This is a genomic window from Leptolyngbya sp. CCY15150, assembly GCF_016888135.1.
GTDB lineage: Bacteria > Cyanobacteriota > Cyanobacteriia > RECH01 > RECH01 > RECH01.
The window spans coordinates 1-23,983 of sequence record NZ_JACSWB010000150.1; the positions used below are offsets into that span (position 1 = coordinate 1).

Here is a 23,983-nt window from a genome sequence, read left to right on the forward strand (position 1 = left end):
TGTCGCCTTGGCTATACGGGGTGCTATCATCGCTTCTCACTAGGTTCCAGCCCTTTTACTCTATTCTATCTACCGCCAGAGTCATTGAAGAGCGTTAGGTTTACTACATAAACCATGCGTGCTGACTAGACTGGCAACCATCAATAATAAAGTCTGCTCTTCCCTTCCTAGCTCTCACGGACGCGATCGCAATGCTTCCAGATCGGCACCGACAATATATTCAAGATTGCGGGTGATCTTATCTAACTCCCAATCCCACCAGGCTATCTCCAGCAGCGCCTCAATCACCTCCTCTGGAAACCGTAGATGGATCACCCTGGACGGATTTCCCCCCACGATCGCATAGGGTGGCACATCCCGCGTCACCACCGCCTTGGCTGCCACGATCGCTCCATGACCTATCGACACCCCCGGCATCACCGTTGCATCATAGCCTAGCCATACATCGTTGCCCACCACCGTGTCGCCCTTGTAGCTCTCCTCTGCCGTGGGAACTACCCGCTCCCAGCCTTGACCAAAAATTCCAAACGGATAGGTGGAAAAGCCTGCCATGCTATGGTTTGCGCCATTCATGATGAAGGTTACCCCACGGGCGATCGCACAAAATTTACCCATGATCAGCTTGTCGCCCATGAAGGGATAGTGGTAGAGCACTCGCCGCTCAAAGTTTTCGGAGTCTTCCGGGTCGTCGTAATAGGTATAGTCACCAATGATGATGTGGGGATTGGAAACCGTATTTTTGATGAAACACACCTGAGGGAAGCCAGGCATCGGGTGGGGGTTGGTCGGATCAGGGTAGGGCATAGGTCATTCCCAATCAAGAGAGCGTCATGGTTAGGGCGATCGCCCGAGAATTCAATCCAAAATCTGCGTTCGTAAGGTGCGGAGAATGTCAGAATAGGAGACATAGGCCAGCTTTCGCTAGTCTACTTGTTCTTTGCTACTGATTGAGTAATCCCTATGCCTCCTCGTTGGCCCCGACAACCCGATCGCGCGGATCCTGCCTTTCGTAAGCTGGATGATCGCATGAACTTTGCCACCCATGTGGCCCTTTTTGCAGCGAGCAATTCGGGTGTTTGGTTTGTGCGCACGCTCCAGTTTCAAGACTGGGGCTGGACTGTTTGGCTAACCGGAGGTTGGCTGACCGTATTAGTGATCCATGGGCTATACATTTTTGCGATCGCTGATTACTCAGTCTCAACTGAAGCAACAAGCGGGAAGGGTTTTGCAAAGAAGTAGTACTCCTATCCCATTAGTCTTGCTGATTCTATAGTCCCATTCTTTACGGAGGTCACCCCATGACCCACCCAATCTCTAATGAAGCCATTGAAAAACTAGCAGCAGAAATTGGAGAACAGATCTATATCGATGTAGCTAAGTGGCATCTGTATTTACGAGATGCTAAGTTACATACAACCCTATCTGAACAACTTTATCCATTACTCGAATCAGATCCAATCGATTCATCGGCTGTTGAACAGATTTTGGCGAGTACTATGATCACCCTAGGAGAACAGCGGCAGGTGCCGTTATCTGACCTAGTACCAACCCGCATTCAAAGCCGCTTAGTGGACTTACTGGAAGACTATCAGCGCAAGCTGTAGGTTTTGGGCAACAGCTCGTGTTCAGACTTGTTCCATGAATTTGAAAGAAGGTTAGAACGAAATAGGGCGGGCCATGGCCCGCCCTATTCATTGAGTTAGATTATGAGCCGCCGTACCACTCTTGCCGCCACTGCTCCATCTGATCAATTTCTGCTTGCTGAGTCGTGAGAATTTCCTGCGCCATCTCCTGCACGCGAGGGCGATTGCTCTTTTCCAAGGCCTCTTGCGCCATCACCAACGCTCCCTCATGGTGAGGAATCATCGCGTCTAGGAACCGTAGATCAAACTCATCATCCGCTTCACCCAGATCGGCGACCATCATCATGGAACGTTCCATCTGTTTCGTCATCGCCATATCGTGGCCCATTTCTTCGTGCCACATCACGGCTTCCTCGTCCGCATCGGCATACCATCGTTCGCGCCAGCTACGAAGCTGACGCATTTCTTGCCGCTGGGTATCCAAAATGTTCTGAGCTAGGGCTTGAATTTCAGGACGTTCAGACTTTTCTAAGGCCTCCCGTGCCATCACCATGGCTCCCCGATGGTGAGGAATCATGCCGTCAATAAACCGCAGATCGAAGGTTCTATCTTTGGGGCCCAAGGTCATCGCATGAGCTGCACCATTGTCGGATTCTGGTTCAACAGCGCTATCAACAGCGCTATCGGCTGGTTGTCCCTCGCCAGATGGAGCACTGGCTTGATTGGCACAGCCAACGACAGCAACGCTAGCAACAAGGGCGATCGCTAGCAACGGCTTTTTTAGAGTAGACATGACAGTCATAGGGCAGTTTCTGAATCCGATAGGGTATGGGAGGGTTGAGCCACGAGAACATCTCATACCACAACCCTCCGCCTATCTTAGAACATCCATCATTCGTTGGGGAGGACGCGCTCAAAACCGCCTGCTAGACCGCGATTGGGCTGGCGTAACCGCACTTCCCATTCTAGTGGCCCAAGGGCGCAGGGGTTGGGGGCATCCCAGCACAGATCAACGCCTACATCAATGGGATGAACATAGGATATATCCTGCATTTGTGCCGTGGTCACCCTTGCGGAGGGGAGAAGGGGCGGTAGGAGTAGGTTTGGGTAGCCACGGACGGTGGTCACCGCTGCGATCGCTGCCACTAACCCCACAGATATCCATGGCCATTGTTTGCCTAGCTGTAGTCCTGGTCGGGGGAGGCGCTGCCAGCGGGGTTCAATCCAGGCGTGGCCGAGCCAAGCGATCGCCATGGCTGGAATCAGAATGAGGTAGCCCAGACCAAAGCGAATCAGGGGCGACAAGATGAGGGTGAAGGCGCTGCCCAATAGTCCTAAAGCACTCACCCAGATGGGCCCACGGATGACGGCGCGGTAGGGCGATCGCCACCAGCGATGGAGCAGTAACATGGTCGCCACCGTTGATAGAAGACCTAAGCCAAGGAGCAGCTTATTGGTGATGCCGAGGGAAATCCATTCCCGAAACACCCAGGGCAGCCAAGGTGTACCTTCGGGGGGTGAACCAAACCAAAGCTGCCAGCCATGGATCTGGGCGCGGGCTTCTTCGCCAGCATCTTGGGGGAGGCTCCAGGGCAAGTCGAGACACATGACGGAGGAGGGATAGAGAGGGCAGCCGGAGGTCAGCCAGCCAAAGATCGTCATCGGTAACAGAATGATGGTGACTAGCCCTAGTCCTACCAGGAGCGATCGCGGTTTTTGGTAGTGGCGTCCTACAAAAAACAGGCCGCCGATGGCTAGCAAGGGTAATCCGCTGAGCTTGACTGTGACGGCCACGGCACCTAGGCCAAGAATGACAAAGGCTAGGCCATCAGCGGTCATGGGATTCTGTTCGTCGCTGATTAGCAGGAAGCTCGATAGAAGAATGGCCAGCAGGATGATGGGGATATCAGGAGATGGCGATACGACAATCTCCATCATCAGAGACGAGCCAAAGAATAGGGCAATCAGCAGTCCTAAGCTACTGGCTCCAAACCAGTCTGGAATGGTTGCTTTTGAAGACACAATCCGCGTTAGAGCTGCCCAGCCCTGCAGCAGCAGCAGCCACAGCAAAAATCCATTGGCGATCGCTGTTCCCCGTCCATCCAGGATCACGGGGTTGAAGGGGGCTGCTAGGGCAAACCAAGACGAGGCAAAGCCAAAGCGATCGTGGATTAGGGCTACACCGACGACGGTGCCGTAGTCGGCCAGCCAGCGAATGGTGCCGTAGTGATATAGGCCTGTATCAATCCAGGTGACGGGCTGCACGGTGGCGGCGGCGGCGAGGAGGGCCAGGGCTCCCATCCCTAGACCTTGCCTCCAGCCGATGGCTTGCCTGAGAGTTTGTAGGTCATGGCGTACGGAGGTTTGTCTGAGGGCGATCGCCGCTAGACCGCCTCCCACCGCTAAACCGACTAGGGGCGACAGGGGCACCCATAGGCTAATGGAAAAGAGAGCGATCGCCACTCCCAATACCCCCAGCCAAGTGATCAATACCGCCTCGGGTTGAAAAGGGCACATTAACCGATGGGGATGGGGTACATCCTCGGGTACGCAGGCAAGACGAACGCCGGCCCGATGCGCTAACCCCAGACCAATGGGTAAACACAGCAGCAACAGCAGAGCCCACATCACCAAAAAGTAGAGCATACGTCACACCACAGAAGAGGACAGCAGAGCATGAACACGTCCAGATCGCCCGACTGCCTCTAGTGTGCCTCAGTTGAGAACGGCATTGGGCAGCGGTGCGGCTGGGATGACGGCCAGTTGGCTACTGTAGGCAGGCAACGTAAGGCGCAGTTCTCCTTGGGTGACAGCGAGAGAGGCGATCGCTTCGTCTTGCACCCGTTCGCTAAACTCCCAAAGCGTTCCCGTGCCATCGCTAACTAGGGCGGATAGATCGACGGCGAGGGTATGGGCTTGGGGCTGATCATTCACCAGCAGCAGATTCACTTGGTTTTGGTCGTCTCGGGTGGCGATCGCCATCACCGCGTCATCACTGATCCCGGCTAACAGCACCGGTCGCCCGCCCTGGAGGGCGCGAGTACCCATCCGCAAGGCATAGTAGCTCAGGCGGCGATGTCCTTCTGCATCAATTAACCCGGCAAAGTCTCCCCGCCCCCAGTCGTACAGAGAAAACAAGTGGCTGCCGTAGACGTAGGTGTCTCCCGGTTGCGACATGCGAATCATATTTTTGATCAGATTCAAGGAAAAGGAAAGATCATCGTAGCCGTCGGTATAGGTGCCCCATTCTCCCAGCCACAGGGGCGATCGCTCATGGATGGTTCCCTGCATCCAGCCGCGTACTTGACGCACATAGGCGGAAATATCCCAATCATAGTTATGAACATTGACCTGATCAAAGTACGTAGGAATGGCGTCTAATGTATCTGCGGGCCATAGACTATGTCCTATAGTTTTCGGTGCATGAATATGAAAGTCTCGTCCCGGTAGATAGGTTTGGTAAACATGGGCGATCGCATCGGCTCCTACGCGAGCCAGCTCAAAATAATCGGCTTGATTGCCCCCCCAACCCTGCTGGCGATTATCCGGCTCGTTGTGCAGTTCAAAGTCATCCACCTGATAATCATGACGCACATTCAGCCAGTAGACCGTAGCAAACACATGCTGCCACCATTCATTCCAATCTGCTTCTGTACGTGGTGGATTGAGTTGCAGTGCCCAGTCTGGATCCCAACCTGGATCGCTATTGCGCAGGGTGAGCACCGGACGAATATGGGCCTCTTTCAGGGTTGACAATAGCGTGCTGGCGCTGCCTTGCCACAGCTCGGCCGGATCACCTGAAAAGGCATAGTCGCTGCCGCCTTCTGGCTGGGTCATCACCCGATCCCACCAATCCCAGTTAACCACATCGGGGTTAGCCTTAATCTGAGCAATGGAGGGATAGCCATAGATGCCATCATCGTCCTCGGTTTCCCAGCGAGACATGCCCCCATAGATACGATAGGTGTTGAGCCCTAGGTCTTCTAGGTCAGATAGGTTAAAGTCTACATTTCCTTCACAGGCTCCGATATACTGGGTACTCGCACCTAGGGAGCGATCGTATAGTTTTAAGGTGGCGATCGCTGGGCTCGTTTGATCAGCAAGCGCTAGCTCCGTCATCCCGCCCGCTAGCATCAGTCCTAACCCTAGCAAAAATGGCAGGACACCCTTCACTAGGATTCGTCCTAGCAGTCTCCAGATAGATGGATGGCGGATAATCTGCGAGACGTTCATCATAGTGAGTCCATAGGCAACGGTTGATCGGATGACCAATGTAGAGGCGGATGGAGGAGGCCTTTTTGAGAAGGAGAAGACTGAATCTCTAAGGGATACTGATGCCACTGAAAGGCATAGGTTGCTTCCCAGTCTGGCGAAAAAATGCCGGGATTAATAAAGTAAGTCCCTTGCGCTAGATCTAGTCGCTCAATATGTAAATCCAGGGTATGCGGAACGGTGATATCTGTCGGCAATGGGTTGATGATGATTTCTGTATCTAGATAAATGTGACCTGATGCATCACTGAGACTGATGGTAAACAGAGCAGACTCTAGGGACGCTTTCAGTTGATAGTGAATGGTAATCGTCACGCGATCGCCACAATGGAGTTCCGCAGGATCCAAGGTCACATCCAGAAGCTGAAGAATAGGAGATGCCCATGGTTCAGGGGGCTCGTCTGCGGGTGGAGGCGATGAGTCGATACATTTTTGTAGATAGATAGTTGGATGGACGATCGCTTTTGGATGGGCTGGGGCGATCGCTTCTAGGTGAGGATAGGCAGAAAGGCGATCGCCTTTGACAAATATGAAACTATTTTGGGCGTACCAAGGCTGCACGGCCGGATCCTCCCAAAGGCGATCGCGCAGAATATCTAAAACCAGATAATTATGGGACTGAAAGCGCTGAATCCAATAGTCTGGCCATTGCTCGTTGACATGGTGGGTGCCGCCCTGGTGGGGAATGGCTGCTGAAAATAGAATCACATCACTGAGTTGAACCAGGGATTCCACAAAGCGATCGGCGCTCTCCTCGGACAAATGCTCAGCCACTTCTAGGGACAGAGCCAGGTCAAACCTGCGTTCAAGCTGAATAGGCTGGCTTAAATCGGAGGCGACAAAGCAGTCTTGGGGAATTTGTAACGTATCTGACTGAACATAGTCGCCATCCAGTCCCAAGATATCGTTCACTCCCTCAGACTGAAATACCGACAGCCAGGATCCATCCCCACACCCCACATCAACTACACTCGTAGGCTGGATCCACTGCAAGATTAAAGGTACGATAACCTGGGCAGACTGGCGTGAACCCTCTCGTAGGGCTTCAAAAAACTCGGGGTCATAGAGTTCTGGGAGTATAAGTTCAGCCATGGGTTAGGATCTATCCTGGTGTAATTCGTTAAGGAGTAAGCGATCGCACCCCATCTCCCACAACCTCCCAGCGTAGAGGGGGGCGTAAGATGCCCTTAGAGGGAAGGGTCGTATTCACCGTCAGCGGGTAAACATGCCAGTGGTAGTCATAGGCATAGCTCCAGTCTTGCTTATACAGCCCCACATCTACAAAATAGTTGCCGCCTCGTAGATCCAGGCGATCGAGGTTCAGCCGAATTGTTCCCTGTTCCTGCAGCCGCACGCAGGGAATGCCTGTATCTAGGGTGTTGACGTCTAAACAGGTTTCGCCACTGTCTTGACTGATCGTGACGCTAACAATAGCGCTATCCACGGGTTGACGGGTTTCATAGTCTACCTCAACACAGAGGGCTGCGCCAGATTCCAGGGTGGCTTGGGGTAGCAAGCGCACCGCTGTGATCTCCGCTTCTAGGGAACCAAAGCGATTTTCATTGACCCGTAACTCTGTCCCCGCCGCCGTTAGCTGTACCGGACGCTGGGGGGTGCGCTGCTGGGTTTGCGATCGCATCTCCATCGTATATTGCCCCGCTACCACCGACGGTTCACCGTAGGCCACCACGGTGCCATGCTTGAGCCACAGGGCGCGATCGCACAGCCGCTCTACCTGCCCTACGTCATGGGATACCAGCACGATAGCGCAGCCCTGATCTTTCATATCAGCAATCCGATTCAGGCATTTCGACTGAAATGATAGATCTCCCACAGATAAAAACTCATCCACGAGTAAAATATCTGGATCGGTATGCACAGCAACGGAGAAGGCTAGGCGCATCATCATCCCAGTGCTGTAGGTGCGCACAGGATTATCGATAAATCCTTCTAGTTCGGCAAAGTCTACGATACGATCAAATCGTCGAGCCACCTCGCGGCGGGGTAGGCCAGCTACAATCGCGGTCACAAACACATTTTCTCGCCCTGTGAGGTCACCATGGAAGCCAGCCCCCAAATCTAGGAGCGCTCCAATGCGCCCTCGCATTTTGACCCGTCCCTCGGTGGGATAGGCAACCTGACCTAAGATTTGCAACAGGGTTGATTTTCCAGCGCCGTTGTGGCCAATCACCCCGATCATTTCTCCCGCCGCCACCTCAAACGACACGCCGCGCAAAGCCCAGAACTTTTCCACAGGCTTAATGCGTCGTAGCCCCGACAAGGCCGCTTCCATAAAGGTCACGGGCTTCTCGGTATGGTAGCGACTAAAGTCTTTCCCCAAATTCTCTACTAGAATAGCGTCGCCCATTAAATCTCCTCCACAAACCGTAGGCTCTGATGTTTGAAGAGCTTATAGCCAATGGGCATCAACACAGCGATCGCCCCGGCGATAATCGCTAAGGCTAGCCAATCTGGCTGAGTGCCCCAGATCAGAATTTGTCGATAGCAGGTAACGATATGCACCATGGGGTTGAGACCATAGATAAACCAGTAGCGATCGGGGATGCTGCCTAGTTCATAGAAGATGGGCGTTAGGTAAAACAGAAACTGTAGTAAAACGCCGAGGGTGTGCTGAGTATCGCGAAAGGTGACGTTGAGGGATGCGAGGAAGTAGGAGAATGTGACGGTGAGGGCAAACTGAATGATTTGCAGCAACGGTAGGGCCAGCACAACGGGGGTTAGCTGCACGCCGTCAATCAACAGAAAGACAACCAGCACTGGCAGTGCCAATATAAAGTGAATGAGCCCGGTTGTCACCACCACTATCGGCAAAATGGCGTTGGGGAAGCCAGGCTGACGAATCAGAGGACGACTGCTGATAATAATGCCCGTGGCTTGAAAGAGAGAGTTCTGAAACCAGTTCCACACCAAGAGTCCCGTAAAAACATAGGATGAATATTGGGGAATATCCATCTTGATGATTACCTGAAAGACAAAGATAAAAACCAGCAGTTGCAGCAGTGGGCTAATCAACGTCCAGGCAATACCTAGGGCCGATCGCTTGTACATGAGCTTCATGTCTCGATCCACAAGCGATCGCAGCAGATCCCATAGATAACTCAGATGGCGGGGCGACAGAGCCCGTCGTGATAGCCTAGGCTTTCCTATCATATCGGTCAACCATAATGAAGGTGAGAGGGAAAGTCTGTCCAGCGCTAGAAGATAGATGATTACCCTCTAGCGCTGAACGCCTCCTAGGATACGTTACTAGAGGCAGGAACAGTCGATGCAGAAGCTTGGGATAGCCCATGACTGGAGAGCGATCGCTCCTGAACAGGGATGAAAGGAGCGCTATGCCCTTCCCGCTTCACGCGCTGATGAGATTTCCAAAGCGACCAAGGGCCAGCTAAGTTACCACGTATTTCTAGCCAAATCAGCGAAAGGGGATAGTCACTACGCTTCAGAAGATATTCCTTAATCCGGTAATAATGGGCGTAGGGCAGTCCTAGCAGCACCTGGGCTAAGCCTCGCCAGTCTCCATCCCGCAGCCAAGTGGTTAGGTTGTAGGAGACATGCCCTTTGCTGTAGCCATAGAGCTGACGTTCTAGAGCTTGGCGAGTTTTGCGATGCTTATGCCAAACAAAGGCTTTGGGATTATACACAATGGTATAGCCTGCCTTTAAGACTTTATAGAAGACGTAAGTATCTTCGCCAACGCCTGATGGCATTCCTGGCCCTAATGCTTCATCCATCAAGCCAATGTCAGGATGATGAAAAATACTGGCGCGGAAGGCTGCATTAGCCGTTGCTCCCAAAGACCATGTGGGAGACGGCTTATGGGGAAACAGGTCGTACCAAGAACCGTCCACTTCAAACGGTTCAAATCCACGACCTAGACCGCCATAGTTTTCAAAGGCTTGCTGGGAAGCATCTTCTAACTCAATGGGTAAGACATTGCCATTGACAATCATCACATCTGGACGGGCAAAGGGAGGAATGAGACGTTCAATCCAGTCTGGCGGGACGGTTACATCATCATCTGTGGCAATTAAGATGTCGCCACTACTGGCGACAAACCCAGCATTGCGCCCGTAGGCCAAACCTTGGCGGGATTCCTGCACCAGCACCACGCCCGGAAAGTCTTGCACGACTGGAGCCGTTAGTCCAGAGTCTGGATGATTGTCCACCACCACAATTTCTACTGAACGGTTAGTTTGCTGGGCTTGTAAATGCTGAAGACAGTTGCGTAGGTCATCGGGGCGATCGAAGGTGGCTACTACAACCGACACGGACACGTCATCAGGTAGCTTAACCGGTTCATCTCGCTCTGCTAACCCATAGCCTTGAGCGATCGCTTTCACGGCTTGTGGCCATACTAAATCGCTGACGGTGCAAGCATCTAAATCTAGCAACTTGCTACCAAACTGATTAGCAATTAATTTGCTTAGGGTAAGAACAGATACGTTATTAAATTCATTCTCGTAGTCAAGGTGACCTAAAGGGCTATTGTCCCTGCTTATGAAGATCCGAACCTTAGAATAGGTTTCTAGATCCTTCAAGGCAGCTAAAGGCTGACTCAGTTCTACTTGGCGGATAGCGATCGCCCCTGAGTCATTGGCAGGGGGCTGAGAGGAGGTTGTCGGTCGGTAGCGAATGGGCAAGGCTTCTTCTGTTTGCCATCCATGTTCCTGCACAATGGCAGCTACCCGCTGAGTTGCCTTTTGATAGGACGAAAAGCCGGCAAAAGCTCCTCGGAATTCTGCTAAGACTAGATCTTTTGGGAATTGAGTTCTGTGTAGAGATGAGACGATGGTGCGCCGCACATTCCAATACAGCATCCACCAAACGCCAATTTTTAGGCAGGATATCCATAGATCAGGATAGGCGATCGCTAAGCTAAGCCAGAGGGCATAGAGACTGCCGTTAAAGGAAATTTGCCGTTTTAGCTGAGCATACTCGCGGCGATGGCGATGGCGAATCATCGCTCGCGGTTCATACACCAGAATATGTTCAGATTTAATGATCCGAATAAACATCTCTAGGTCGCCGCCGCCATTGGTGGGCGTTCCTACATCGAGGGCTGGATCAAAATAGCCAATTGTTTCAAAGATCGATCGTCGATAGGCCATGTTGGCTCCGGTGCCAAACTGACCAGCTCCCAGCCACTGCCAAGGCATGGGCTGACCAGGGGCGACTTGATACCATATCTGTTCGAAGCCGCGTCCAAAACCGCCATAGTCTTCAAATAAGACTTGAGCTTCTGTTTCTAGCTCATAGGGTACTACTAGCCCTGTGACGGCCATAATCCTGGGATTTTCGGAAAATGTGCGGGCGATCGCCTTCACCCAGCCTCGATCGACCACCACATCATCATCTGTGTAAGCAATGATCTCTCCCTTGGCTTCCAAAATGGCGCGATTGCGGGCCCAGTCTAGTCCGGGTCGTGGTTCACGCACATAGCGCACTTGGGGATAGTGGGCGTCTACGAGATCTTTCGTGCCTTCGGTGGCCGGGGCATTATCGACCACGAGAATCTCTAGGTTGGGATAGTCGAGCTGGACAATAGCTTCCAAACAACGCTTCATATCATCAGGGCGATCGCGGGTACAGACCGCTACGGTCACCATCGGCCAGTCGTCCACCACCTCCACTGGCGGTAGGTTTACCAACGCTTCAAGGTTGAGATCCTCTGGCCGCTGGGGAGCTGCTAACCCGTTCTTGAGCAATTGGCAGATAATCGCCCAACTGTGTTGCTCTAGGATCAGTTTACCGAGGGTGGCCGCCGTGCAGCATCCTAGGGAAATGGGTGCTTTGACATAGCCAAGCGGTACGCCATGCAGGCGGACGAGCCCCTGCAAACCCATATAGTTTTCCAGTCCCTCGAAGGTGGGGATGGGCTGGCTGAGTTCGATATCAACAACTTTGATGGGAAACAGCATAGACATCCTCTAGAGTTAGATGCGAGATAATAACCAGTGCAAACTAGTGCCAACCAACAATTTGAAGCGCAGACGAAAACTCTGAACCGGAGCTGTAGCAAAGATGGAATCTAGAATCGAATCTAGATCTGATCTAGGGCGATCGCTCCCTAGATCTTCCGGTGGCACACAGACCATGGGCGACAGCAAGCCCTTGTGCTGGAGCCAACTGAGGAGGGCCAGCCGATAAACGCCCAAACGACCTAGGGGTGTGAGGGGATCGATGGCGATCGCCCGCCGAATCCAGTCCAAGCTAGCCTGAGGTAGCCCATACTGAAAACTTTGTTGCGCAAAGTAAACATAGAGGCTGCTGGCAGACAGGCGGTACAACCAGCCGGATATCTCAGGATGCTTGTCTTGCACTCGTTGGAGAATGAGCTGGTGAGACTTCGCCATTTGGTTGAAATCTCCCGACATACTGCCCACCGTCTTACGATAACCCACCAAAAAAGCGGGTACCACGCAAAACTCGCAGCAGTCTGCCAGGCGTAGGTACAGATCCCAATCTTCACACCCTTGGGCCTGCTGGGCCCGCAGGTGCGGGTCATAGCCACCGATGAGATCCAGGTAGCGCCGGCGAATGAGAGTAGCGCTGGCATTGCCAATAAAATTGTGGCAAATCAGGGTGGCTAACACCGGCCCCGCCACCGTTGCCGCCCGAAATTGCCCCGTCGGCTGACTATATTGATCGATATCGACCGACCAGGCATAGGCCACCCCGGCCGTTTCCCCGTGGGCCACCAACGCGGCTAAGAGTTTTGCCAAGGTCTGGGGATGCCACAGATCATCGGCATCAATGGGGGCAATGAACTCCCCCTGGGCTTGGGCGATCGCTGCATTGCGGGCCGCTGCCACGCCGCCGTTGGCCTGCTGGAGAATCCTTACGCGGGGATCTCCGTTGGCCACAGCTTGGGCGATCGCCACCGTGTCGTCCGTTGAACCATCGTCTACAATCATCACCTCCATCTGGGGATAGGTTTGGGCTAAGACTGAGGTGAGGGTTTGGGGAAGCACGTCAGCGGCATTGTAGGCCGGGATAATCACGGAAATTAGGGGATCAGGGGGCATAGGCGTCTATCACATCAGAGCAGCGCGGGGCAGGTCAGCTAAATTTAAGCTGGTTGGAGACCGATGCAACGTCTGGAGATCCTGATCCCGACTGCTGAAACTCTTCGTAGTAGGAGCGTTCGGTGTTCACCGTCCATAGGGAATGGCGATCGCCTAACACATTACGAGCAGCGAGCAGCCCCGTGAGCATGGAATGATCCTGATTGTTGTACCGGTGCATGCCATTACGTCCGACGGTGTATAGATTGTCGAAGGTTTCGACATAATCTTGGATCACCTGGAGGTGCTGCCGGTACTCCACGTCGTAGACCGGATAGGCCTTGAGCTGTCGAATCACCGTACCATCTTGCACCAGCTTAGGATCGCTCACCAAACCCAGCTTCACCACCTCTTCCGTGGCTAGTTTGATCAGGGTCTCTTCCGAGGATTCCCAAACCGAGTCGCCCTGGCTACAAAAATATTCCATCCCCAGACAGGTTTTACTGGCATCCGGCACCATGTCCGGGCTCCAGTTTTTGAAGTTTTGGATGCGTCCCACCTGAAATTCGGGGCTGTGGATATAGAGCCAGTTGTCGGGAAACAAGGAGGGCGCGTCGATCACCAAGGCTACGATCAGAAAATCTCGGTACTTCAGAGATTTGGCAGCCGTCAATACTTCTGGCGGCGGCGGCGGATTCAGGCATTGCAGCAGCTTGGTCACGGGCATACTGGAGATAAATTGATCCCCTTCATAGATCTGGGTTTCACCGTTCTGCTCAGCGATAACCCGCTGAATGCGCTGCCCTTCCCGATCGATCTGCACGACGCGGGTGTTGAGATGCACCGGACTGCCTTGCTTTTCTAGCAGGGTTTGAAACCGCTCCCACATCATGCCTGGCCCTAGGCGAGGATATTGGAAGGTTTTAATCAAGGTCTTGGCGTCACTTTTGCCAAACAGGGCATCGGTGATGGCTTTCTTCAGCGATAGACCGCGAATACGTTGAGCCGCCCAGTCGGCGCGGATTTGCTGACAGGAAATCCCCCACACTTTTTCGGTATAGGTCTTGAAGAAGGTATAGTACAGCTTCTCGCCAAAGCGATTAATCACCCAATCTTCGAGACTTTCTTCTTCGGGTAAGGGAGAAAGTCTCGCTTTTAAGTAGCTGGCGACAATCGATAAACTACGGCCAATCCCTAGTTTTTTGACCACATCGAAGGGATCAAGGGGGTAGTTAAAAAACTTGCCGTCATAGTAGATGCGCGATAGCCGTGGCACGGTGATCATCTCGTCGCTGAGCACCTCCTGCCAAAGATCCTCAACCTCGGTCACCTTGGTGTAGAAACGGTGACCGCCGATGTCAAAACGATAGTCCTTATAGGTTTCAGTGCGCGAGATTCCCCCAACGCGATCGCCACTTTCAAGCACCACAGCAGGACGTTGGTGTTTTGATAACTCATAGGCCGCGGTTAAACCCGCTGGCCCTGCACCCACAACGACAACAGGATTCAAACTCATGAACAGTAACTCTACTCACTCTTAAGAACGCAGGTATGGACGAAAACTGAATCGATGTAGACGAGGGGCGATCGCAGGGCAGGACAAACTCTTCCCCAATAGCATGAAGCCTGACCTATATCCTGTACAGCAAACCTGATGGGCAATCCTCAACCGCAGTGTTATGGGAGGGCAGAGCCTGGCGGACTGCCCTCAACCGTAGCGGTGAACTATGACACCGACGACAAGGAGCCATGGCGAACTTGGTGCCACTGCCAAGCATGGCGAATCATGTCATCGAGGTCGGGGTATTTGGGATCCCAACCCAGAACGGCGGCGGCCTTTTGACCACTGCCCACGAGGGCCGGCGGATCACCGGGTCGGCGATCGCACTCCACTGCTGGCACTGGACGCCCCGTCACCCGTTCTGTGGCTTCAATCACCTGACGCACCGAGAATCCACCGCCATTGCCCAAGTTAAAGATATCGCTATCTCCCCCCTTGAGCAGGTGTTCTAACCCCAAAATGTGGGCATCGGCTAGGTCACAAACATGGATGTAATCCCGGATGCAGGTGCCATCATCTGTGGGGTAATCCGTGCCAAAGATCGATAGGGATTCTCGTCGTCCTAGGGCGGTCATCAAGGCCAGGGGAATCAGATGGGTTTCGGGATTGTGATCTTCCCCCAACCGCCCTTGGGGATCGGCACCGGCGGCGTTGAAGTAGCGGAAGCAAATGGATTTGAGGCCATAGGCGCTATCAAAATCCTTGAGGATTGTTTCCACCATCAACTTGGTTTGCCCGTAGGCATTGATCGGTGCCTGGGGATGGTTTTCCGGAATGGGGATTTCCTGGGGTACACCGTAGGTGGCGCAGGTAGACGAAAAGACCAGGCGCTTGACCCCCGCTGCCACCATGGCTTCTAGCAACGTCAAGGTACCGCTGACGTTATTGCGGTAGTATTTTGCCGGATTGGTGGCCGATTCACCTACGTAGGCGTAGGCAGCGAAGTGAATGACGGCGGCAACGGAGTAGTCTTGAAACACTTGATCTAAGAGGGCGCGATCGCTAATATCGCCCACAATTAAATCGACGTTTAAAACAGTTTCAACCAGATCTCGATGGCCGTAGACTAGATTATCTAAGACCACAACGTGGTAGCCAGCTTGCTTTAATTGGTCAACAGCATGGGAGCCGATGTAGCCGGCTCCTCCGGTGACCAAAACAGTTGGTTTTTGTGGCTGCATAGTCATGTTCTAAAAGCTTCTCATGTTGAGTAAGGGCGTATTTGCCCAGCATAGTCTGACCTATGCCTCTGTGCTAGCGTTGGTGAATGCAGTGTGATTTATGCTACGCCCAGTATGGCATTGAAAATTGCGATCGCCAATTCTATCATCGAGTTTTTATTTGAAAAGAGCAAAAACTTTGCAAAGTAGAATTCAGTATGAAGAGGGCTTAAAGAGTCGTCAGATTACGTTGCTTTTGTGACGTAGATCCTTGAGGATGGTCATCAGAACGCCTAAGGTGTAGTTAATTTATAGAAGCCACAGCCAAGCCGATTTTGCAATCCACCCGTTGGGGCTTCTAACATCCGCATACATGACTGAAACTGAAATGTTCGTCAGTTCTACGGACGCCACACAGCAGGCAAAAGGTTCATGGTGAACTAAACCATTATCTTGAACCCAGAGCACACTAAGCTGACGTGCATCCTACATAGGGCGATCGCGATCGTAGTAAATTACTTACCTCACTTTCTGGATAACATCATGGTTGGCTCAATTGAAAACACCTGTGACAACAATCCTTCAGTTTCTCAACATGAGTCTGAGGGAACGCCCCAGACGCCCAGATCCTACAATCTGTCTGTGGTTATTCCAGTTTTCAATGGTGGTGAAGCCTTTCGTGAATGTGTAGAACGCCTGAACAACACCTACCCACGTCCTTATGAAGTCATCGTCGTTGTCGATGGCGTCTCCGATGATTCTTGGCAAGTGGCAAAAGATGGTGGCATGAAGGTCATCCAGCTACCGGTGCAGCGAGGCCCCGCCGTCGCTCGCAACGTTGGCGCTAAGTATGCGTCCGGCGATATCATCGTGTTCATTGATGCAGATGTCGGCATCGAGCCAGACTTTTTCGCTCAGATCCAGGCACAATTCCAGACCTCACCCACCATGACGGCTCTGATTGGTTCCTACGACGATAAGCCTGGTAAGGGCAATTTCCTATCCCAGTATCGCAACCTTTTTCACCACTACGTTCACCAAAGCTCTAAGGAAAATACCTTCACATTTTGGGGAGCCTGCAGTGCCATCTTCCGAGATGCATTTCTCTCCGTTGATGGATTTGATGAAACCTACTTCAAGCCCTGTATCGAAGATATTGAGCTAGGCTATCGACTCAAGAAAAAAGGGTATAGCATCCGCCTCTGCAAGGAGATTCAGGTGAAACACCTGAAGCATTGGGGCATGACGTCGATGCTGAAGACAGACTTTTTCCAACGAGCCCTACCCTGGACACAACTGCTGATGCAGGAAGGGCAAATTAGCAACGATCTCAACCTCAGCCTATCCAGCCGTCTGAGCGTCGTTTGCCTTTATGGTGGTTTGGCAAGCTTGGTGCTGGTGGCATGGAATCCCCTCTGGTTTGGACTATCCCTGTTCTGCGCCACGATGCTGATCCTGCTGAATCTATCGGTCTATCGCTTCTTTCGGCTGAAGCGAGGCACGTGGTTTACCCTGAAAGTGGTTCCAGTTCACTGGCTCTACTACGGGTATAGCGGTCTCGCCTTCTGTATTGGGCTTTTAGATCATTGGCTCAGTACCTATCTGAAGGTGACTGGACTACAACCACTACGCTCCTCCTCCCAGCCGAAAACGGAAGCATCATCTACCTATAAAATCCGCCAAAGCTGACTCTCGCCCCAGTGTTTGAACGATGTCTATCAACACATCAATGCCCTTGTTACTACAAGGGCATTTGTGCTTGTTTACCAATACAACATCCAGATAGTTGCCCTAACTTGAGGGCGATCGCCTATTTTGTGGGATGTGTTAACGCAGCATAATCGTATGAAACCAGTACTCATCAACTCATTCCAATGGCAGAAATCAAGGGGCGATCGCTTTTCCTGGGAAGGGGTATGGGAGGGGCGATCGCTTTTGCTGAAAATGGTTGTGGCCTTTTCTACCGCTCATCATCCATGGCAAGCACTGAAGGTGCATTTTCTCATGGGGTAGTCATGGATTGAATCCAACCTATTTTGAAAACCCTGACAGCTTTGTATCATGGATCAAATCATGTTTGGCTGCAACGATTGCCGGACAACCTGTTCATTTCTGTGATGGTCACCTTCAATGATTGCCTGCTTCGATGTCCACTACGACAACAATTCTGCAAATGCGGCTGGCATTGTGTTTCACCAGTGGGATGATGAAACTCCAGCGGAGCAATTTACGATCCACGTTTCAGATGTCGGTGACTATCGGGCCGGTAGCTTCTATGAACGCGAACTGAAACCCCTGCGTGAGCTCCTTCCGTTGATTACCTGCCCTGTCCAGTACTTCGTGATCGATGCCTACTGTCATCTATCGGATGATGGTTCTCCAGGCCTTGGTGCTTATCTATATGAGTTGCTACCGGCTGATTCCATCATTATTGGTGTGGCTAAGAACCGCTTTCGCAACACGAGTCATGCGTTCGAACTGTTCCGAGGGAGCAGTAATCGCCCGTTATTTATCACATCAATTGGCATTGACTACCAGTGTGCTGCGGATCATATAAAATCTATGGCGGGCGAACATCGAATGCCAACATTGCTAAAAACGGTTGATCGTCTTTCTAGAGGTGGAGAGATAATAAAGGGATAATCCAAAGCTGCTTTTCCTAAAAGAGAGGTGTTGGAAGGAGCGATCGCTTTTCCTAAAAGAGAGGTGTTGGAAGGAGCGATCGCTGTTTCTGGCAAGGGTTCTGGAGGGCGATCGCTGTTTCTGGCCAAGGTTCTGGAGGGCGATCGCTGTTCTTGAGAGAGATGTTGGAGGGGCGTTCATAACACTTGTTCTCTCTCTGCAACAAAGCTTCAAGTAATCTTCACAAGAGTCTATGATAAATTTCTTGGCCAAATGATTTTTTCACTAATGAATTGGGAATACTAGTTAAATTCTACCTGTGCTGTTATCCCTTTCTTTGTGGTTACCTACCATGATGACCCGGCGTGATTTTACTCGACTTTCACTAGCTGGAGTCGGGTTGGGATTGGCGAATTGTACGACGCTCGCCAAGACCTCCTTCATAGACTCGACCGTAGACTCGACGACAACTCAATCGGATGCTGACCTCACAATTTGGTGGGAACAGGGTTTCTTACCTGAAGAAAATGAAGGCTTAGCTCAAATCGTTCAGGATTGGGAGCATTCATCTGGCTTGACGGTCAATCTAAAATTCTTGCCTGTTCCCATCATTGATCAACAATTAACTCAGCTATTGGCAGAGCCGGGCAATTCTCAAATTCCAGATATTGTTTATTCTATTGGAGTAGATGCCAACCTGGCGCCTAAACTAGCTTGGCAGGATCAGCTCCTTGATCTATCAGACGTGATTCAGCCCATCAAGGATCGCTACACGTCTGTTGCCCTTTCCCAGGTGAACTATCGGAATCAGCTACGGGGAGAGAGAAGCTATTACGCCATGCCCCTCTGGCAAGCTGAGGACTATATTCACTACTGGGGAAATTTGGTTGAAGCTATTGGTGTCCGCCGAGATGATGTGCCGATGGACTGGGAACCCTTTTGGAGATTTTGGCAAACGGCACAAACCCAATTGCGATCGCAGGGCTATCCCGACATTTATGGTGTAGGGCTATGCATGTCCTCCATTGGGTTTGACACCTACGCGTCATTGATGATGTTCCTTGATGCCTACAATGTCGAGGTGGTTAGCCCTGATGGTGATTTTTTGTTGGACGCTCCTGAAAATCGGCAGCGCATGATTGCAGCTTTGGAAGAATTCACTGGATTTTTTCAATCGGGCTATGTTCCCCCTGCGGCGCTGGAATGGTCTGGAGGCGGCAACAATAACAGCTTCATTGATGGCAGCATTTTAATGACGCTAAATCTTACCCTATCAATTCCACTGACGCAACAGTTGCCAGCCAATCAGTATAATCAGGACGCTAACGAACAATATCAGCAAATAATCACCCTTGGCCGACCTCAAAAACCCGATGGCACTGACCTCTTGACAAGGAAAGGAATTAAGCAGGCAATTGTTCCAAGGAGCTGTCCACACCCAGAGGCTGCCAAGGATTTTCTGGCTTATTTAACTGAACCTAAGATTATCAATCAGTTAATTACAAGTGCAAAAGGGCGAGTCATGCCGGTGATGCCCCAGCTATTTGAAAACTCCCTTTGGAGTGACACATCTGACCCCCATCTTGAAACGGCCATCAAGATTTACAATCGTCCCAGCCTCATTCCTTACGAAGTCACCCACTCGGCGTTTAGTGAGGTGCAAAGCCAACAACTTTGGGCTAAAACTGTCCTCCAAGTATTGCAGGACGATGCATCCGCGACTCAAGCCAGTGATTGGGGCATCAGTCAGATCAAGAGCATTTGGACAGAATGGGAGCGATCGGCATGAAACGTTGGTTTAATCAAAGTTTACTGGCCCAGTTAGTTAGCTACTTCTCGTTGCTTTCAATCATTACAGTCAGTGCCGTTGCCGTTGCTTCTTACTTCCAAGCTCGCGAATCTTTAGAAACTGAAGTGATTAATCGCTTGACAGTTGCTGCGCAGCTTAAAGGGTATGAGCTTGACCAATGGGTTGACAATCAATTGCGCGACATTTTATGGGTTGCCCGAGAAGATAGCGTTCAAACAGCTATTAACACGTTGCTCACAACTGAGTCTGACCAGCCTGCCTATCAGGAAGCCCGCGCAGTACTCACCCAATATGTGGCTGAGTTGACGGAAATTAAACCCAACCTGCGTAGTATTCGCATTACACGCAACAGTGGCTTTGTGGTTTTTGCCTCCGACGATCCAACCCTCGAAGGTCGCTATCGTCCCCTTGGTGATCCTGCAACGTACTTCACCCGCGATCGCCTCAATGTGGTAGTTCCCAACTTCTATATCTCACCTGAGACCCAAAAAGGAGCCGTTACTGTTGCCACACCAATTTTGGACAACCAAGGCGATCGCATGGCGGCGTTGGTGGTTGATTTAAACCTTGAAGAAGTAGATGCACTGATTCGAGATAATACAGGTTTAGGTGAAACCGCAGAAACCTATCTACTGAGTCGTGCAAGGGGCAAAACTGTCTTTATCTCAAAACAAATAACGCCAGAGGCGGACGATGCCATAGATATCGAAGACATCGCCAGTGACGGAATCGAACGCGCCATTAACCAACAAAGTGGTTTTGGTCGTTACATCAACTATCAAGGGGTTCCCGTCGTGGGCGTCTATCGCTGGCTGCCTGAACAAAATCTGGCTTTGATTGCTGAAATTAGTCAAGCCCAAGCTTTTTTACCCGCACGACAATTGGCCAGGAATATTCTGGCGATTGGTTTTTTGTCGTCTGGGATGCTTTTGGCTGCGGTTTATGTGTTGTCCCGGCGCATTACACGTCCGATTTTAGCGATTAGTACTGCTGCAACTCATCTGGCTGCAGGGGATTTAACCCAAACTGTGCCGGTGGTTACAGAGGATGAGGTGGGCAAGTTAGCTCAAAACTTCAATCAAATGGCCAGTCAGCTTAATTTGTCTTTTGCTACCTTGGAGCATCGTGTGGCAGAGCGTACGACGGAACTCGCTAAGGCTAAGGAGCAGGCTGATGCAGCAAACCAAGCAAAAAGTCACTTTTTGGCTAATATGAGCCACGAGTTGCGTACTCCTTTGAATGGAATTTTAGGTTATGCCCAAATCCTAGGGCGTTCTAAGGAAATTCCTGATAAAGAGCGCCATGGGGTCAATATTATTTACCAATGTGGCTCTCACCTGCTGACGCTGATTAATGATATTTTGGATTTGTCTAAAATTGAGGCTCGCAGACTGGATCTAGACCCAACACCCCTTCACTTGCCATCGTTGCTTCAAAGTGTGGTGGAAATGTGTAGGATTCGGGCTGATCAAAAAGAAATTGAGTTTATCTATCAGCCCAGTTCCCGTTTGCCGGATGGCGTTGAAACCGATGAAAAACGGTTACGACAAGTGCTGATTAATTTATTGGGCAATGCTATTAAATTTACCGATCGCGGTACAGTGACGTTGCAGATTGATGTATTGGATAGCTCGGATACTCAGGCTTCATTGGTCTTTCAGGTGATTGACACAGGGGTCGGCATTGATGAGGCCGATTGCGCCAAGCTATTTCAAGCCTTTGAACAGGTAGGCGATCGCCAGCGACAATCTGAGGGTACAGGTCTTGGTCTTGCCATTAGCCAGCAGATTGTGCAGCTCATGGGAGGGGAAATCCAGGTCAAGAGTCAGTTGGGCGTGGGCAGCGAGTTTTTCTTTACGATCAATCTGCCGATAGTCACAGATTGGGTGCAACAAAAACGAGGACTGGAAGGATGCGATCGCATTATTGGCTATACCGGAACCCGAAAAACCATTTTGGTGGTGGACGATCGCTGGGAGAACCGGGCTGTCTTGCTGAACCTCTTAGAAGCCCTTGACTTTAAGGTTGTTGAAGCACAACACGGACAAGAGGGACTAGCTTACCTGCAAGCTGAAAGACCCGATCTGGTGGTGACCGATCTAGCGATGCCTGTGATGGATGGATTTACATTCTTGCGGAAAATTCGTAGCCATGAAACCTTAAAAGACATGAGGGTGATTGTTTCCTCAGCCTCAGTTGCTCAGCTTGATCAACAAATGGCGATTGATAGCGGCGGTAACGACTTCCTGGCTAAACCTGTCGATGTTCAAGCGTTGTTTCAGTTATTGTCTAAGCACTTGGACATTGAGTGGCTCTATGAAACTCAGATCCATGTGCCAGAGCCGGTACCTTATTCCACTGCAGAATGGGTACTGCCGCCTCGGGAAACCCTATCTGCATTGTTGATTCTTACTCGACAGGCTAATCTCAAAGTTCTACGGGAAAAGCTGGAGCATTTAGTGCAGACTGATCCGATCTACCTTCCCTTTACTGAATCTTTGCTCCAGTTAGCTAAACGGTTTCAGGCAGAAGAAATCGAGGACTTGCTACAACAGTATTTAGATAATTTAGACGATTTGGATAATGTGGATGGAGAGGGAAGTTATGCTGAATAGCGCCAAAATATTGGTGGTGGATGATACCCCTGCCAATTTAGAGATTGTCACAGAAATTTTGGCCGATGCAGGATATACTATCTCAACTGCAATCAGTGGCGATCGCGCCTTGAAGCGCCTTGAAGCCTACATTCCAGACTTGATTTTGCTGGACGTACAAATGCCAGGGATCGATGGTTTTATAACCTGTCAACGGTTGAAGGATAATCCGGCAACGGCGCATATTCCTGTTATTTTCATGACTGCTGTGGCAGATACTGCCAGCAAGGTTAAAGGATTTTCGCTGGGTGCTGCCGATTACATCACTAAACCGTTTCAAGAATCAGAGCTTTTAGCTCGGGTGAATACCCATCTAAACCTTAGCTTGTTGACGCAACAACTTGAACAGCGAATTCAAGAACGCACCGCTGAGTTACAGATGGCTCTAGACCAACTCTCTCGCTCTCAGCTCCAACTTATCCAAAGTGAAAAGATGGCCTCGTTGGGAAATTTGGTTGCCGGAGTTGCCCATGAGATCAATAATCCGCTTGGTTTCTTAAATGGTAGTATCGACCATCTCAATGACTATGTTGGAGATTTGCTAGGCCATCTGCGCTTATATCAGCAAAGCGATTCCCATATGACAACGGTGATTCAAAACCACGCTGATGAGATTAGTTTAGATTTCCTTTGTGAGGACTTGCCGAAGGTTTTGGAATCGATGCAAGGTGCTACCGATCGGATTCGTGCCATCAGCAGTGGGCTACGGACATTTTCTCGATCGGACGGTGAATACAAAGTGCAGGCTGATCTAAACGAAGGCATTGAAAGTGCGCTGCTGATCCTTAAATATCGTATCAAGGCTAATAGCCATCGCCCAGCCATTCAGGTTCTGAAAAATTATGGTGAATTACCGCCCATTGAATGCTTTCCGGGACAACTCAATCAGGTCTTTATGAATATCTTGGCGAATGCTATTGATGTGTTTGATGAGGCTGCGCAACAGTCTTCCTCCGACTATCTTGATGATAAGCTTCATACCATTGAGATCAGCACAGCAGTGTTGCCAGAGTCTAAGCATGTGGAAATTCGCATTCGTGACAATGGATCTGGGATGACGCCTGAGGTCAAGGGTCGTGTATTTGATTACCTGTTCACAACCAAAGCTGCGGGTAAAGGCACTGGGTTAGGGTTGGCGATCGCTCATCAAATTGTGACGGAGAAACACAACGGCAGCTTAGATGTTCGGTCTGAGATTGACCAAGGAACTGAGTTCTGTATTCGCCTACCCATGCACTAGTCACGTTGAACAAATCAGGGCGATCGCTTTTTCTAAAAGAGAGGTTCTGGAGGGGCG

The 23,983-nt window shown here is 51.1% G+C and carries 20 protein-coding genes; 9 read left to right on the forward strand and 11 right to left on the reverse strand.

Annotated elements, in window-relative coordinates; genetic code table 11:
- Positions 1-174: 174 nt before the first annotated feature.
- Entirely contained in the window at positions 175-804 is a 630-nt protein-coding gene (locus JUJ53_RS06845) for a Vat family streptogramin A O-acetyltransferase (RefSeq protein WP_204151248.1), read from the reverse strand.
- 156 nt (positions 805-960) lie between these two features.
- On the opposite strand from JUJ53_RS06845, the gene JUJ53_RS06850 reads away from it, so the two are divergent.
- On the forward strand, positions 961-1,239 hold the full coding sequence (locus JUJ53_RS06850; RefSeq protein ID WP_204151249.1) for a 2TM domain-containing protein: 279 nt from the start codon (positions 961-963) through the stop codon (positions 1,237-1,239).
- Between the two features lie 59 nt (positions 1,240-1,298).
- On the forward strand, positions 1,299-1,604 hold the full coding sequence (locus JUJ53_RS06855; RefSeq protein ID WP_204151250.1) for a DUF3181 family protein: 306 nt from the start codon (positions 1,299-1,301) through the stop codon (positions 1,602-1,604).
- Between the two features lie 100 nt (positions 1,605-1,704).
- Here the strand turns inward: JUJ53_RS06855 and JUJ53_RS06860 are convergent, their stop codons facing one another.
- The 10 genes from JUJ53_RS06860 to galE all read right to left on the reverse strand — a co-directional run bounded on the left by JUJ53_RS06860 (position 1,705) and on the right by galE (position 15,621).
- Entirely contained in the window at positions 1,705-2,376 is a 672-nt protein-coding gene (locus JUJ53_RS06860; protein WP_204151251.1) for a DUF305 domain-containing protein, read from the reverse strand.
- A 98-nt stretch (positions 2,377-2,474) separates the two neighbouring features.
- Entirely contained in the window at positions 2,475-4,229 is a 1,755-nt protein-coding gene (locus JUJ53_RS06865; RefSeq protein WP_204151252.1) for a hypothetical protein, read from the reverse strand.
- Between the two features lie 69 nt (positions 4,230-4,298).
- The gene (locus JUJ53_RS06870) at positions 4,299-5,816 is read right to left on the reverse strand and encodes a hypothetical protein (protein WP_204151253.1); all 1,518 of its coding nucleotides are present in this window, start codon (positions 5,814-5,816) and stop codon (positions 4,299-4,301) included.
- Entirely contained in the window at positions 5,816-6,946 is a 1,131-nt protein-coding gene (locus JUJ53_RS06875) for a methyltransferase domain-containing protein (RefSeq protein WP_204151254.1), read from the reverse strand. Before JUJ53_RS06875 ends, JUJ53_RS06870 begins: the two co-directional genes overlap by 1 nt.
- Positions 6,947-6,974: 28 nt before the next feature.
- Entirely contained in the window at positions 6,975-8,222 is a 1,248-nt protein-coding gene (locus tag JUJ53_RS06880; protein WP_204151255.1) for an ABC transporter ATP-binding protein, read from the reverse strand.
- Positions 8,222-9,025, reverse strand: a complete 804-nt coding sequence (locus JUJ53_RS06885; RefSeq protein WP_204151256.1) for an ABC transporter permease — start codon at positions 9,023-9,025, stop codon at positions 8,222-8,224. The genes JUJ53_RS06880 and JUJ53_RS06885 overlap by 1 nt, the downstream gene beginning before the upstream one ends.
- Before the next feature lie 83 nt (positions 9,026-9,108).
- Positions 9,109-11,793 (reverse strand): glycosyltransferase, encoded by a 2,685-nt coding sequence (locus tag JUJ53_RS06890; RefSeq protein WP_204151257.1) that lies wholly within the window; start codon positions 11,791-11,793, stop codon positions 9,109-9,111.
- A 15-nt stretch (positions 11,794-11,808) separates the two neighbouring features.
- Positions 11,809-12,900, reverse strand: coding sequence for a glycosyltransferase family A protein (locus JUJ53_RS06895; RefSeq protein WP_204151258.1), 1,092 nt, complete (start codon positions 12,898-12,900; stop codon positions 11,809-11,811).
- 34 nt (positions 12,901-12,934) lie between these two features.
- Entirely contained in the window at positions 12,935-14,395 is a 1,461-nt protein-coding gene (locus JUJ53_RS06900; protein ID WP_204151259.1) for an NAD(P)/FAD-dependent oxidoreductase, read from the reverse strand.
- 209 nt (positions 14,396-14,604) lie between these two features.
- Positions 14,605-15,621 carry a UDP-glucose 4-epimerase GalE gene (gene galE, locus JUJ53_RS06905; RefSeq protein WP_204151260.1) on the reverse strand — a complete coding sequence of 339 codons (1,017 nt, stop codon included), beginning with the start codon at positions 15,619-15,621 and terminating at the stop codon, positions 14,605-14,607.
- 522 nt (positions 15,622-16,143) lie between these two features.
- Between galE and JUJ53_RS06910 the strand changes: the two genes are divergently transcribed.
- From JUJ53_RS06910 to JUJ53_RS06935, 7 genes are all read left to right on the forward strand, one after another.
- A complete protein-coding gene (locus JUJ53_RS06910) occupies positions 16,144-17,289 on the forward strand; it encodes a glycosyltransferase family 2 protein (protein WP_204151261.1) in 1,146 nt (381 codons plus the stop codon).
- Positions 17,290-17,445: 156 nt separating this feature from the next.
- Positions 17,446-17,613, forward strand: a complete 168-nt coding sequence (locus JUJ53_RS06915; RefSeq protein ID WP_204151262.1) for a hypothetical protein — start codon at positions 17,446-17,448, stop codon at positions 17,611-17,613.
- 117 nt (positions 17,614-17,730) lie between these two features.
- Complete coding sequence (locus tag JUJ53_RS06920; RefSeq protein WP_204151263.1) at positions 17,731-18,243, forward strand: hypothetical protein; 513 nt, start codon at positions 17,731-17,733, stop codon at positions 18,241-18,243.
- 27 nt (positions 18,244-18,270) lie between these two features.
- Positions 18,271-18,399 (forward strand): hypothetical protein, encoded by a 129-nt coding sequence (locus JUJ53_RS25050; protein ID WP_275415735.1) that lies wholly within the window; start codon positions 18,271-18,273, stop codon positions 18,397-18,399.
- Positions 18,400-18,628: 229 nt separating this feature from the next.
- Positions 18,629-20,011, forward strand: a complete 1,383-nt coding sequence (locus tag JUJ53_RS06925; protein WP_204151264.1) for an ABC transporter substrate-binding protein — start codon at positions 18,629-18,631, stop codon at positions 20,009-20,011.
- On the forward strand, positions 20,008-22,647 hold the full coding sequence (locus JUJ53_RS06930) for a hybrid sensor histidine kinase/response regulator (RefSeq protein WP_204151265.1): 2,640 nt from the start codon (positions 20,008-20,010) through the stop codon (positions 22,645-22,647). Before JUJ53_RS06925 ends, JUJ53_RS06930 begins: the two co-directional genes overlap by 4 nt.
- Positions 22,637-23,926 carry a response regulator gene (locus JUJ53_RS06935; RefSeq protein ID WP_204151266.1) on the forward strand — a complete coding sequence of 430 codons (1,290 nt, stop codon included), beginning with the start codon at positions 22,637-22,639 and terminating at the stop codon, positions 23,924-23,926. Before JUJ53_RS06930 ends, JUJ53_RS06935 begins: the two co-directional genes overlap by 11 nt.
- The last annotated feature ends 57 nt before the right edge of the window (positions 23,927-23,983 follow it).